This window comes from Mucilaginibacter sp. (assembly GCF_965225845.1).
In the GTDB taxonomy this organism is placed as follows: Bacteria; Bacteroidota; Bacteroidia; order Sphingobacteriales; family Sphingobacteriaceae; genus Mucilaginibacter.
In genome coordinates this window covers 1,407,193-1,420,181 of sequence record NZ_CBDDBL010000002.1, presented here as the reverse complement: position 1 = coordinate 1,420,181, position 12,989 = coordinate 1,407,193, and the positions used below count along the sequence as shown (strand labels likewise).

Here is a 12,989-nt window from a genome sequence, read left to right as displayed (position 1 = left end):
AATCCCGATTTTAGCTGCTAAAAGTATTTGTCAATAGTTAAGCCATAAGTGAAAATTAAATTATCACTTTGGGTTATAGTCATTTTATTATAATTGAGAGCTGTAGTAAGGCTTATCCACTTACGTAATTTCACGCCAAGTGTTGTGGTAGTTCGAATGATATAATCATTACCTCGGGATAAAGAGTTCTGAAGAAAATTGCTTCCATCCAATGTAAATATATTTGATGCAAAGTGAAATTGAAGTCTTAACGAGTTGCGGAAAGTGTGGTAATTATTAATAATTACTAAATCACTTTGATCATACAAAATACCATCACTTAAATTAATGTAAGTATTTTTTTGATCGATAAAACTATAAGCAATGCCACCACCTGCAAGTACCTGATTATTTATTTTGAGCGAATAGCTGGTGTTATAATTTAACAGTCCCCAGTAATAAAAATGCGGAAACGTTTTATAGAGATTAAATACCAGCGATGATGAATAATCATTATTGGTAAGTTGATTATTTTGCTTACCGTAAACCCATGTATTCGCTGAGGTTAGGGTAAAATCCTTTTTCTTTATGCCGAAACTGAGGGCATTATTAAGCAAATAAGCGCGGCTATCATCCGTATTATTAATAGACCCGCTAGCAGCTACATTTAAATGATAATGCGTTGTATCAGTAAATTGCGCATGTGCGCTAACTGCTATAAGCGTTATTATTATCAGTATTAAAAATTGCTTCATTCAATAAGTTTAAATCTTAAAAAAGAAAATTTAAACACTATTGTTTGAAAAAATTGAACCAAATTAAACCTGCCCTACCTTGTTAATATTATCCCCAAATTTTTTCGGATCGAAATGTACACCCGGGGTTAACCAATATAACAACACAACCCTTGAATACCTGAAATGGAAAGGTGAAAGTATAATCGCCACACCAAATAACACCGCCAAATACATCCATGGAGAATTACTTCCGGTTAATACATGTAAAGCAATTGCAACTGCTACCATTTCGGCAACATTCATGGCATAGCTCACAAACATAGCCACATAAAAATACCCCGGCTCAATCTCAAACGTAAACCCACAATGCGGACAAGCCTTATTCATCTTTTGGGTTCCGAAGCTGTACATGGCCCCGGTAAACATATTACCGGTACGGCATTTAGGACATTTTGCATGCAATGCAGACTGAAATTCGGTTGGTATAGTTAGATTTTCCATAGTTAATGTGTTCATGATCGTTCAATAAATTGTTTTCTAAATTCTTCCGGTGTTAGGCCTGCCTGCTTTTTGAAAAACTTGGTGAAATAGGAGTTATCAGCAAAGTTTAAATGATTTGCAACTTCTATAATGCCCATATGCGGGTTTATCAAAAACCGTTTGGCCTCAAGTATCACCCTATTGCGAATAAGTTCGCCCGCTGAGATTCCGACCAGATCATTACACAAGGCATTTAAATGATTGGGGGTGATGTATAGCATCTCGGCATATTCTTTCGGTAATCTTTTAATTGTAAAGTTAGCCTCGATCAGGTTTTTAAAATTTTGAAGTAATGTTAAATTATAAGGATTGGTGTTTTTTATTTGCGGGGATTGTACTATCCGGCTTATTAAAATAAATAACTCAATCAATAATGCCCTTACCATATCTAATGCAGACCGTTGGATGTCTTTGCTTTCTTTGATCAACTTTTCAAATATGGTAATGACATCTTCATGCAGATTTTGATGAAGATCAATCACCGCATCGTTAGCATTGCCACTAAAAAATGGAAATTGCTCTATATAATTAGGATTTAATAAAAGTGATTGAAAAAATGTGTCAGAAAAATTCACCACATACCCGTCAATGTCACGTTCAAATGCCCAATGATGTACTTGTCCAGGAATCATGAAATAAATCTGGAATGGATTGACATCAAAACGTTGGAAATCTATAGTTTGACTTCCTCCACCTTTGGTAAAAAACACCAAATGATAAAACGTATGTTTATGCGCTTGTTGCAGGTTTTTGTGAACCTTAAGATAAGGTGCAAAGCGGCTTATAAGAATATCTTCCCGCTTAAATTCAGCTAGTTGACCAATATCATAGATAGGAAATCCCTTTTTCATAATGATACAAATTTATAGGAATAGTACACATTATAATGGTGTTTTAAATACCATTTATGGTATTAATTACCGATTGCTCACATAAATACAATATACCAACTTATCTTTAAATCAGGAATATACCGTGGTTATTAAACAAATTAGCAATAACAACGTTGCAGTAAAAAACACAATTTACCTACATGGATACTCAATTACAGTATTGGTCGAAGCAATTTCAGCCATGGGCATGGAACGTAGGGGTGATCATATTTGCAATTGGGCTCGGTTATATCATCAAGCTTATTATTACAGCTATACTTCGCTTTTATAAGAATCAAAACGACTATTCGCTATTTAAATCCATAATTACTCATTTAGGTAAGCCACTCAATATTTTTGTGCCTTTACTGGTGCTTAATTTTATGCAGCCATTGTTGGAGTTAAACAAAATATACCTTGCACCGCTTGATAGGATGATCGGTATACTATTGGTTATTTCCTTTGCCAGCCTGTTGATCAATTCGATCAGGATATTTGAGGACTATGTATATCATCAATACGATCTAAAAAAGGATGATAACCTGAAAGAACGTAAGATCAGGACACAATTATTGTTCATCCGCAAAGTGATCATCATTATTATTGTATTGATCACTTTATCCATTATCCTGCTCAGTTTTAATAATGTAAGAAGAATTGGTGCGGGATTATTGACAGGTGTTGGGATAAGTAGTATAATTATTGGATTTGCAGCCCAAAAATCACTAAGCAATTTTTTGGCAGGGTTTCAAATAGCTTTTACACAACCCATACGTATTGATGATGTTTTGGTAGTTGAAGGCGAGTGGGGACGAATTGAAGATATTACTTTAACGTATGTGGTTTTAAATATATGGGATCAGCGAAGGTTGATATTACCTATCACATATTTTATTGAAAAACCATTCCAAAACTGGACGCGGACAACCTCGGAATTATTGGGAACCGTTTTTCTGTACATGGATTATTCCATACCTGTTGATAAATTGAGAGAAGAACTTACACGCATTTTAAATACTACCCCACTATGGGACAAGCGTGTTGGCATTTTACAGGTTACAGATGCCCGGGAACAAACTATTGAATTACGCGCATTAGTAAGTGCGAGAAATTCATCACAGGCTTTTGACCTTCGTTGCTATGTGCGTGAAAACTTGATAAAATACATCAACGAGCAGATGCCACAGTCGTTACCACAAAAACGATATCAGAACAAAGAATTAGATGACATCAAACCTGATCATTAATTAATACGGTTATGCTCTATATATTTATATAATTGAGTTCCGGTTAATAAAAATGAACCAACGCCATAAATTTCGGTACTATTTTCATTTACCTTATCCGGTGCTGCACCTATTGGTTGCACATAACCCAGCATTCCATCTGGGTGCATACAATCTACCAAAGCTATCCACGCCTTTTGTACCACCGGCCAATATGTTTTTTTGTCAAGGATGCCGTTGTTTAACCCCCACAATAAAGCATAACCATAAAAACCGGTTCCGCTGGCTTCTCTAATCGGGTAACTTGCCGGGTCGAGCAAAGATGCGTGCCAACTGCCGTCTGGTTGTTGTAATGAAGCGACACGGGCAGCCATATCTTTATAAAGCTGTATAAATTTTGGCCTGCCTGGATAATTAACCGGCATATTATCTATCACCCTAACCAAACCACCCAGCACCCAACCATTTCCCCGTGACCAAAATACTTTTTGTCCGTTCTTTTCTTTTTTATCCAGATAACTGCCATCGCGGTAATACAAATGCTCTGCAGGGTCATACAAATAATGGTAGGTCTTCCACCAAAGCTTAACCGCAGCATCCAGGTATTTTTGATCACCTGTAGCTGTGGCCAGGTAACTTAAACTTGTCGGCCCCATATACATGGCATCGCACCAGGCCCATTCACGCATTTGTATGTTATTTTTCCAATCTAATGGCTCGGTATGTGGCTGGGCTATAATACTATCAGCCAATACCTGAAATTTAGCGATCATTTTGGGGTCATGATAGATCAAATACAGGTTGGCATAGGTTTGCCCTATACAGTAATCGTCAGCCATAAACCGGCGTTTGCCTGTATTCCAGTCAAGGTCATTGCCTATTCCTATTAAAAAATCTGTGTATTTTTTGTCTTTACTTAGTTTTCCTAACTCTAATATACCAGTATAACCGGCAGCATTCGTCCAGTCACCTTTTGGGTGCGACCAGCCATTCTGGTGCCATGTGTTCAGTTGCCAGTTAGCAACCTTTTTCATAGTATTTAAGATATACTTTGTTTTAAATGCAGAATCACGATTTTGAGCATTTACACGTGCGATACAAAAAATAAAAGCTATGGAAAGCGTAAAGATTCTTTTGGTTAACATAGGTTTATATGGTGGTTAGATATTTCTACCAATAGTCAATAGTAGAAAATATTTTTCACTATTAAAAGCCTATATAAAATGGCACCTGATTTTAAGCAGCCAATGAACTACTCATTTTACTACTTTCTATCAGGTAATTATTTTTCAGCTCTTTTTCACTCATCAAAACGCTAAAGTCATCAAACTTTATACCTTCTTCAAAAGGATAAACGTTGTAACCACGTTTGATAGGATCATATGCCCCAAGCTCAAAGATCTCTTCTTGATTTTTTCCTTTTATTTTCGCGCCCATTACCAATTGGTAAGCGTCGGTTATTGATTCAAAGTTGTTGTTTTTCATAGTATAACTCGAAATACAATTACTTTGCCAAAAAATCAGGAACAATAAATTGGTGGATAGATAGCAGGAGTGTTACAATAGATGTAACTATCCGAACCAACCGAATAGATCAGTTTGTTTAAGCTCCGACTTATTTTTAGCATCAAAGTCTTTTAATATTGCCCCCTCTCCCATTTGAATGATACGAGAACCATAGTTGTAAGCATCCTTTAAATTATGGGTGATGAGAACAGCAGTCAAATCAAAATCCTTGATCAGTTTGTCGGCAGTCTTCATCACAACATCAGCTGAGCGCGGATCAAGTGCTGCTGTAGGCTCATCTAAAAGCAAAACCTTACAACTGTCCATAATACTCATCAGCAATGTAAGTGCCTGCCGTTGTCCGCCGGATAGTGTTCCCATAGGTTGCTCGATCTTGTTTTCTAACCCCATGCCAAGGGTCGCTATTTTTTCTTTTACTTGCTTTCTGAAAGCATCATTCACGCCTATGGATAATCCCTTAGGTTTGGTTCGAATAGCTGCTAAACGAAAATTATCTAAAATGCTCAGATCGGATGCGGTACCACTAACCGGATTTTGAAAAACTCGGGCTATCCATTGGCTGCGCTTATAATCAGGTAAGTTGGTTACATCGTTACCATCAATATTAACAGTACCCGAGGTTGGCAATACACTCCCCGTAATTAAATTAAGCAGGGTAGTTTTACCTGATCCGTTTGAACCAACGATCACTAAAAACTCACCACCGTTTATTTTAAGGTTGACGCCGTTTATAGCGTCAACCTGGTTGGCTTTCCCTTTATTAAATACTTTATGAATATTGTTAAGGGCTATCATGCTGATTTATTAAAGGATAAACGTGGTAAACTAACAATAATCAATACAAAAGCAGCGGTGATTAATTTGAGTAGCGTAGCATCAACACCAATGCTTAAAGTAAATGCCAATACAAATTGAAAGATAATAGCTCCTGAGATCACCAATAATAAGCTCATCCAAATAGATGTAATTTTGAACCAATTGATAAATGCTTCTGCAATTATTACCGAACCTAATCCAACGATTACAATTCCAATCCCCATACTGATATCGGCAAAACCCTGGTATTGTGTTATCAGATAACCGCTTACAGCAGTTAGTGAATTAGCTAATGCTAAACCTATAATTTTCATCCGGTCGGTATTAACACCCAAGGCTCTGATCATGGTTTCACTATTACCTGTGGCACGCATAGCAATGCCAAAATCCGTTTTAAGTAAATAGCCGATTATCAAGATAATTATCAGAACGAAAATGAGTAGTATAATTAAAGTGTTTTGATTAGGGTTGTTCAACAAATTCGCCAGGTTAAATATTGTTGGCAATGAATTTAATGGCAGGTTTGAGCGCCCCATCAATTTTAAATTAACAGAGTATAATGCAGTCATCACCAATATACCGGCAAGTAATGCGTTTATCTTTAGCTTAGTATGAATAATGCCCGTAATAGCCCCTGCCAATGCACCAGACAATACCACCGCGGGCAAAACAATACAAGTTGGCTGGTTATGCAATAACAAGACACCTGTAAACGCACCGCCTAAGGTGTAACTGCCATCGGTAGTAATATCGGGGATGTTAAATATCTTCATGGATATATAAATGCCCAAAGCAATCCCCGAAAAGCAAAGTCCCTGAAGTAACGCGGTAAGATAAAAATCCATTATTTAACTACTTCAAAATTTGGTGGCAGCGTGATGTTATATTTTTTAACCATTTCAGGGTTATAAACCCGTTTTCTGATTTTAACCATTTCAGGTTTTAAGCCTGCAATACTGTGAGTTTTTAAGTAGTGTGCTGCCTGTTCCCCTGCCTGGTAACCCCATTGGTAAATATCGGCACCAAAAGCTAACACAGCACCGCGTTTAACTAAACCGGCTTCACTGGTAAATATCGGAACGTTCTTTTGGTCGCAATTCTTTTTGATAGTTTCGAATGAGGCAAATACGGTATTATCGGGATTAGCGAAAAAAGCATCTATATTTTTATCGAGCAAGGATTGTGTTACCAACTGCGCATCGGCAGAGGAATTCAACGGTAAGGCGATAAGCGTAATATTAAACTTATCAGCCAGAACTTTAATATACTGCATCGCATCGGCTGATTGCGGCTCGCTTTGATTATAGATCATACCAACAACCAGTTTTTTACCTTTTGGCTTAAGTACTTGAGGAATGATTGAGAATGACGTATCAATATACTGCAAGTCCTCAACTGCGCCAAATAGATTTGCGGGTGCTTTACCGCTGGCATCCAGCACATTCATACGCGCCGGAGTTGGTGATACCATCTCAAATATTGGAATGGTCTTGGTTTTTTGAACAGCCGTTACGGATGAAAGCGTTGTACACGTTGCCAATAAATCAACCGGCTCGGATACGAAATAGTTTACGATCTGCGTTAGGGTTGGGATATCGCCTTGTGCATTGCGATATTCAATTTTTATATTTTGTTTATCCTCGCTAAAACCGCTGTCCTTTAAAGCCGTAACAAAGCCTGTACGGGCCTGAGATATAGTGGCATCTTCAAATGCATCAACAAAGCCTACAACAGGCACATTGTTTTTGGTTTTTGGCTTGCAGGATGCGAAGCCGCAGATGATAAAAATTGCAAAAAGATATTTTTGAAGCTTCATTTCACGAAGTTAATTAATACAGTTGAAAACAGAAAGATTAACCAAAAAGCTGATATTATTATGATTGTTTTATTTTCCTTTCAACATCATGTGCAAAACCTTTCGGCTAATTTTATTAGTTATTTTCTATTTTAGCCGACATAATGAGATTGCTTACTTCTAAATTACCCCAAACAGGAACTACTATTTTTACGGTTATGTCGGCATTGGCTGCCGATGTTGGCGCTATTAACCTATCACAGGGATTTCCGGATTATGAGATTGACCCTCATTTAATTGAGTTGGTTAGCCAGGCTATGAAAAATGGGCACAATCAATATGCACCGATGGCCGGACTGATATCTCTTCGTGAGCAGATAGGTTATAAAACGGAGAAACTTTATGGTGCTATTTATAATCCGGAAACAGAAATTACAATTACCGCTGGAGGAACACAAGCTATTTTTACAGCTATTAGTTCTATAATTCACCCGAATGATGAGGTTATAATATTCGAGCCTGCTTATGATTGTTACGCGCCTGCTATCAAATTAATGGGCGGCGTTGTAAAATCATTGGAACTGGCACCACCTGATTATCGGATTGCCTGGGATATGGTCAGGAAACTGATCAGCAACCGCACAAAGATGATCATCCTGAATTCACCACATAATCCCACGGCTACTATATTGACTAAAAGTGATGTTGATGAGCTAAGCGCTTTGGTTAAAGATCAGGATATTTATATTTTAAGTGATGAAGTTTACGAGCATTTGGTATTTGACGGGCAAAAGCATGAAAGCATGGCCCGTTATCCTGAATTGCAACAGCGTAGCTTTATTGTAGCCTCATTTGGTAAGCTTTGCCACGCCACCGGCTGGAAAATTGGATATTGCCTTGCTCCTGCGCATTTAATGCAGGAATTCAGAAAAATCCATCAATTTGTAGTGTTCAGTGTGAACACGCCTATGCAGTATGCGATTGCTGAATATTTAAAAAACGAACAAGTTTATTTAGGCCTGCCTGCTTTTTTTCAGCAGAAACGAGATCACTTCAGGGACGGAATTGAGCAAACACGGTTTAAGTTGCTCTCTTGCCATGGATCGTACTTTCAATCTGTATGTTACAATGATATTACTGATGAAAAAGATACCGACTTTGCTATACGTTTGGCTAAGGAATTTGGTGTTGCTACCATACCAACGTCTGCATTTTTTAATAAGGGGACAGACAACCATATTTTAAGGTTTTGTTTTGCCAAAAGGCAAGAAACGCTGGATAAAGCCGTTGATAGATTGATAAAGGTTTAGTTATGTTCGTGCCGGGCAATGACCAGTATGAATAAAAAATATTTAAAAGCTAAACTTATATTTGTACTAATACCTGTATTTGCTGAAACCTTTGGCCAGCTTGGTCATGAAAACAAACTAAATGGATAATCTAAAAATTACCATCTTCCAGGGATACCTTTTTTGGGAAAACACAGATAAAAATCTGCTAAATATAGCACTGCGTTTAAGTAGCATCCGCGAAAAAACAGACCTGATTATTCTGCCCGAAATGTTTACTACCGGCTTTACCATGAATGCAGCGGCACTTGCAGAACCAATGGGCGGTAAAACCATGCAATGGATGGAAAAAATTGCTAAACAATACCATTGTGTTGTTACAGGCAGTATTATTATTAAAGAAGATAATAAATTTTATAATCGCCTGATCTGGATGCGGCCAGATGGCAGCCATGAGCATTACGATAAACGCCACCTATTTGCTTTAGGGAAAGAGCATGAAACTTACACCGCCGGAGATAAAAAGCTCATCGTAGAACTAAACGGTTGGAAAATCTGTCCGATGATTTGTTATGACCTTCGTTTCCCGGTATGGATGCGCAATGTAGATGAGGAATACGACCTAATGATTATCGTTGCTAACTGGCCCGAACGTCGTGCTTTACATTGGCGAACATTAATCCCGGCAAGAGCGGTTGAAAACCAGGCTTATGTTGTTGCCGTTAACCGTGTTGGGCATGATGGCCATGAAGTTTATCATTCAGGTGATTCAACATGCATCAGCCCAATGGGTGAGGTTATCTATTACAAACGCGACGAAGAAGATTTATATACTTTTAGTATAAGTGGTGACGAACCTGAAAAAACCCGCAGAGCATTACCATTTTTAAAAGATGCTGACCATTTTAAAGTAGTATAATTACTTTTTAAATTAATTTAAAAAGTAATTATTTTTATATTGCTAAATCGTTATCTTGCCCACCGATTTAATTATTTCTTATTCTATGAAAGTTACATTTCGCAGTCTTTTAACTGCCATTTTGATTTGCTCGTTGGCTTTATCAGTGTCGGCACAATCAAAGAAAGATTATACAAATTTAGTTAATCCATTTATAGGTACAGGCGGCCATGGCCACACTTTCCCGGGTGCTGTTGTGCCTTTTGGCATGGTGCAGTTAAGCCCGGATACCCGGTATGATGGCTGGGATGGCTGTTCGGGTTATTTTTATACTGATACAGTAGTGTACGGATTTTCCCACACCCATTTAAGCGGTACCGGAATTCCTGACTATTGTGACGTGCTCTTTATGCCAACTGTTGGCGAGCCACAATTTAAAAGAGAAGATTATGAATCTGGCTTTAAAAAAGCTAATGAAAGTGCTACCCCGGGTTACTACAAAACTTTACTGGACAAATACAATATCGGAGTTGAATTAACTGCTACTACACGCGTTGGCGTTCATCGTTATACTTACCCTGCATCTATCAAAGAAGGAAACATTATAATTGATTTAAAAGACCGCGACGAAGTTTTAGATTCATGGATCGAAGTTGTGAGTAACCATGAGATCCGTGGTTACCGCCGTTCAAAAAGCTGGGCCGATGACCAGACAGTTTATTTCTATGCTAAATTTAATAAGCCATTTAAAACTTATGGCATAGCATCGGGTGACCAATTAGTTGATGGCAAAACTAAAGTTGAAGGTAAAAATATTAAAATGTTTATCCGTTTTGATAATCCCGGCGAAGTGATCAGCAAAGTTGGTATCTCATCTGTAAGCACGGATGGAGCTTTAAGAAATTTAAACGCTGAAGTACCTGGTTTCGATTTTAACAGAGTACAAAAAGATGCTAAAGCAGCCTGGAATAAAGCGCTGTCTAAAATTGATGTATCTGGTGGCAGCCCATCACCAGATCAGATTCATCAAAAACAAGTAACATTTTATACTGCATTGTATCACACCATGATTGCGCCAAACACGTATAGTGATGTTGACGGACAATATCGCGGAATGGATCAAAAGATCCACACGGCTAAAGGATTTAACTATTATACCGTATTCTCTTTATGGGATACCTATCGTGCTGAAGACCCATTATTTAACCTGATCGATCGTAAACATACACAAGACTTTGTAAGATCTTTTTTAGCGATGTACGAGCAAGGTGGTTTATTGCCTATCTGGCCTTTGGCATCAAACGAAACCTTTTGTATGGTGGGTAATCACTCCATCCCTGTCATTGTTGATGCTTACGCTAAAGGAATCCATGGCTTTGATGCTGAAGAAGCTTTAAGGGCAATGAAATCTGCTGTAAACCGCAACCAGTTTGGTTTAGATAGTTACAGAAAAACCGGCGCTGTACAATCTGATGTCGAAGCTGAATCTGTTTCAAAAACATTAGAGTATGCGATTGATGACTGGTGTATTGCCCAAATGGCAAAAATGATGAATAAACCACAGGATTATGCTGAATTTATCCACCGTGCGCAATATTGGAAAAATGTTTACAATAGTGAGAACGGCTTTATGCAAGCCCGCACAAACGGCAGCTGGTATACTCCTTTCGATCCTACTGAGGTTAATAATAATTACACTGAAGGAAATTCATGGCAATATTCATTTTTAGTGCCACAGGATGCTGAAGGTTTAATTGACCGCATGGGTGGAAAAAACAATTTTGAACATAAACTTGATGAACTTTTTACTACCAATTCAAAACTTAGTGGTAAAGATCAGCCCGACGTTACCGGTTTAATTGGCCAGTACGCACATGGTGATGAGCCAAGCCACCATATGGCTTATTTGTATAATTATACCGACGCGCCGTACAAAACCCAGTATTATGTAAATAAAATATTAAATGAGCAATACAGCCCTAATCCGGACGGTTTATCAGGTAACGAAGATTGCGGACAAATGTCGGCCTGGTATGTGATCAGCTCATTAGGTATTTATAATACAATGCCGGGTCAGCAGCAATTCCAGGTTGGGATGCCGTTTTTTAGTAAAGCCGTTATCAATTTGGAGAACGGAAAAAAATTCACTGTACTAAACCCGAATATGGATGTTAACACCTCAAATATCTACATCCAAAAAATGACTTTTAATAATTCGCCGTACAATAAAACTTATTTAGATTACAATACGGTTTATAATGGTGGTACATTTAAGGTAACTACAGCTAAAACACCTAATAAGGCTTACGAAAAGGCATTAATAAAACCCACATCTAAAATTATTGATGATAAAATAGTTGCTAACCCGTATATCATTACACCATCAAAAACATTTAAAAAGCCATTTAACGCGGTAATTAAATCTGGCGATAAAGGTGCTAAGATCTATTATACACTTGACGGTTCGGTGCCAACTGTAAATTCTACACTCTACATTTCTCCTATCCCAATTAGCAAAAATACTACGATTAAAGCTATAGCCGTAAAAGATGGCAAATCAAGCTTTGTTGATGAGGGCACTTTTATCAAGATCAGGGATGATATCAAATTAACACTGGTTAATAAGTACCTTGACAATTATGCTGACCAGGGTGATGAATCCTTGATCAATGGAGTTTATGGTAAAACCGACTGGCACTTAGGTAACTGGCAAGGCTACCAGGGTGCCGACCTTGTTGCTATACTTGATTTCGGTTCGGTTAAGCCAATTAACAAGATTACTTTAGGTACTTTACAGGATACTAACGTATGGATAGTTTTTCCTCCCAAAGTTGAATATTGGGTATCGGATGATAATAAAGAATACCGGCTGGCCGCAACCGTGAACACCAAAGTTGATATTAAAGATATGACCGTACAAATGCAGGATTTCACAGCCAACTTAAACACAAAAGCAAGATTTGTTAAAGTTATAGCCAAACAATACGGCCCGCTTCCGGAATGGCATCCCTTTAAAGGCAGCCCATCCTACATTTTCGCCGACGAAATTACTGTAGACTAAATTATTTTTTGTTCAGAAACGTTTATAAACGTTTCTGAACATTTTCATTCTTCTCTCTGAAACAAAACCACTAAATCGGGTTATTAAGCAAACATAAGCACCCTTACTAAGGTGACTTTCACGTTGCAAATACAGCTTTACATCACTTCCGCATTATTTTTAGTTGCTACTGTAAAATTTACCTGCTAATATTGCGTTCTTAATATTTATCAAATCGGTAACATTTTACCGTAAATTACATCTATTATT

General features: G+C 37.7%; 12 protein-coding genes. 4 read left to right on the top strand and 8 right to left on the bottom strand.

The window, feature by feature from the left end; translation table 11 throughout:
- Nucleotides 1–17: 17 nt before the first annotated feature.
- The 3 genes from ACYZ0U_RS10210 to ACYZ0U_RS10200 form a co-directional block, all read right to left on the bottom strand.
- Nucleotides 18–734, bottom strand: coding sequence for a DUF481 domain-containing protein (locus ACYZ0U_RS10210; protein ID WP_461451987.1), 717 nt, complete (start codon nucleotides 732–734; stop codon nucleotides 18–20).
- A gap of 63 nt (nucleotides 735–797) precedes the next feature.
- Nucleotides 798–1,232: a DUF983 domain-containing protein gene (locus tag ACYZ0U_RS10205; protein ID WP_461451986.1), complete on the bottom strand. Its 435-nt coding sequence runs from the start codon at nucleotides 1,230–1,232 to the stop codon at nucleotides 798–800.
- Nucleotides 1,229–2,107, bottom strand: a complete 879-nt coding sequence (locus tag ACYZ0U_RS10200; protein ID WP_461451985.1) for an AraC family transcriptional regulator — start codon at nucleotides 2,105–2,107, stop codon at nucleotides 1,229–1,231. The genes ACYZ0U_RS10205 and ACYZ0U_RS10200 overlap by 4 nt, the downstream gene beginning before the upstream one ends.
- Before the next feature lie 182 nt (nucleotides 2,108–2,289).
- On the opposite strand from ACYZ0U_RS10200, the gene ACYZ0U_RS10195 reads away from it, so the two are divergent.
- A complete protein-coding gene (locus tag ACYZ0U_RS10195; protein ID WP_461451984.1) occupies nucleotides 2,290–3,375 on the top strand; it encodes a mechanosensitive ion channel family protein in 1,086 nt (361 codons plus the stop codon).
- On the opposite strand, the gene ACYZ0U_RS10190 is transcribed toward ACYZ0U_RS10195, so the two are convergent.
- From ACYZ0U_RS10190 to ACYZ0U_RS10170, 5 genes are all read right to left on the bottom strand, one after another.
- A complete protein-coding gene (locus tag ACYZ0U_RS10190; protein ID WP_461451983.1) occupies nucleotides 3,372–4,388 on the bottom strand; it encodes a glycoside hydrolase family 88/105 protein in 1,017 nt (338 codons plus the stop codon). The two genes, ACYZ0U_RS10195 and ACYZ0U_RS10190, sit on opposite strands and share 4 nt — an antisense overlap.
- A 202-nt stretch (nucleotides 4,389–4,590) precedes the next feature.
- A complete protein-coding gene (locus ACYZ0U_RS10185) occupies nucleotides 4,591–4,839 on the bottom strand; it encodes a hypothetical protein (protein ID WP_461451982.1) in 249 nt (82 codons plus the stop codon).
- 87 nt (nucleotides 4,840–4,926) lie between these two features.
- Nucleotides 4,927–5,676 carry an ABC transporter ATP-binding protein gene (locus ACYZ0U_RS10180; protein ID WP_461451981.1) on the bottom strand — a complete coding sequence of 250 codons (750 nt, stop codon included), beginning with the start codon at nucleotides 5,674–5,676 and terminating at the stop codon, nucleotides 4,927–4,929.
- Entirely contained in the window at nucleotides 5,673–6,542 is an 870-nt protein-coding gene (locus tag ACYZ0U_RS10175; RefSeq protein WP_461451980.1) for an ABC transporter permease, read from the bottom strand. Before ACYZ0U_RS10175 ends, ACYZ0U_RS10180 begins: the two co-directional genes overlap by 4 nt.
- Entirely contained in the window at nucleotides 6,542–7,513 is a 972-nt protein-coding gene (locus ACYZ0U_RS10170; protein ID WP_461451979.1) for an ABC transporter substrate-binding protein, read from the bottom strand. The genes ACYZ0U_RS10175 and ACYZ0U_RS10170 overlap by 1 nt, the downstream gene beginning before the upstream one ends.
- A 143-nt stretch (nucleotides 7,514–7,656) precedes the next feature.
- Between ACYZ0U_RS10170 and ACYZ0U_RS10165 the strand changes: the two genes are divergently transcribed.
- The 3 genes from ACYZ0U_RS10165 (at nucleotide 7,657) to ACYZ0U_RS10155 (ending at nucleotide 12,740) form a co-directional block, all read left to right on the top strand.
- Nucleotides 7,657–8,802 carry a methionine aminotransferase gene (locus tag ACYZ0U_RS10165; protein ID WP_461451978.1) on the top strand — a complete coding sequence of 382 codons (1,146 nt, stop codon included), beginning with the start codon at nucleotides 7,657–7,659 and terminating at the stop codon, nucleotides 8,800–8,802.
- Nucleotides 8,803–8,923: 121 nt separating this feature from the next.
- The gene (locus ACYZ0U_RS10160) at nucleotides 8,924–9,700 is read left to right on the top strand and encodes an amidohydrolase (protein ID WP_461451977.1); all 777 of its coding nucleotides are present in this window, start codon (nucleotides 8,924–8,926) and stop codon (nucleotides 9,698–9,700) included.
- A gap of 85 nt (nucleotides 9,701–9,785) precedes the next feature.
- Nucleotides 9,786–12,740 carry a GH92 family glycosyl hydrolase gene (locus ACYZ0U_RS10155; RefSeq protein ID WP_461451976.1) on the top strand — a complete coding sequence of 985 codons (2,955 nt, stop codon included), beginning with the start codon at nucleotides 9,786–9,788 and terminating at the stop codon, nucleotides 12,738–12,740.
- The last annotated feature ends 249 nt before the right edge of the window (nucleotides 12,741–12,989 follow it).

What these genes read in the sequence shown, in the direction of transcription:
- ACYZ0U_RS10210 (WP_461451987.1), bottom strand. Translation starts at nt 734, where the DNA reads ATGAAGCAATTTTTAATACTGATAATAATAACGCTTATAGCAGTTAGC.
- ACYZ0U_RS10205 (WP_461451986.1), bottom strand. Translation starts at nt 1,232, where the DNA reads ATGAACACATTAACTATGGAAAATCTAACTATACCAACCGAATTTCAG.
- ACYZ0U_RS10200 (WP_461451985.1), bottom strand. Translation starts at nt 2,107, where the DNA reads ATGAAAAAGGGATTTCCTATCTATGATATTGGTCAACTAGCTGAATTT.
- ACYZ0U_RS10195 (WP_461451984.1), top strand. Translation starts at nt 2,290, where the DNA reads ATGGATACTCAATTACAGTATTGGTCGAAGCAATTTCAGCCATGGGCA.
- ACYZ0U_RS10190 (WP_461451983.1), bottom strand. Translation starts at nt 4,388, where the DNA reads ATGAAAAAGGTTGCTAACTGGCAACTGAACACATGGCACCAGAATGGC.
- ACYZ0U_RS10185 (WP_461451982.1), bottom strand. Translation starts at nt 4,839, where the DNA reads ATGAAAAACAACAACTTTGAATCAATAACCGACGCTTACCAATTGGTA.
- ACYZ0U_RS10180 (WP_461451981.1), bottom strand. Translation starts at nt 5,676, where the DNA reads ATGATAGCCCTTAACAATATTCATAAAGTATTTAATAAAGGGAAAGCC.
- ACYZ0U_RS10175 (WP_461451980.1), bottom strand. Translation starts at nt 6,542, where the DNA reads ATGGATTTTTATCTTACCGCGTTACTTCAGGGACTTTGCTTTTCGGGG.
- ACYZ0U_RS10170 (WP_461451979.1), bottom strand. Translation starts at nt 7,513, where the DNA reads ATGAAGCTTCAAAAATATCTTTTTGCAATTTTTATCATCTGCGGCTTC.
- ACYZ0U_RS10165 (WP_461451978.1), top strand. Translation starts at nt 7,657, where the DNA reads ATGAGATTGCTTACTTCTAAATTACCCCAAACAGGAACTACTATTTTT.
- ACYZ0U_RS10160 (WP_461451977.1), top strand. Translation starts at nt 8,924, where the DNA reads ATGGATAATCTAAAAATTACCATCTTCCAGGGATACCTTTTTTGGGAA.
- ACYZ0U_RS10155 (WP_461451976.1), top strand. Translation starts at nt 9,786, where the DNA reads ATGAAAGTTACATTTCGCAGTCTTTTAACTGCCATTTTGATTTGCTCG.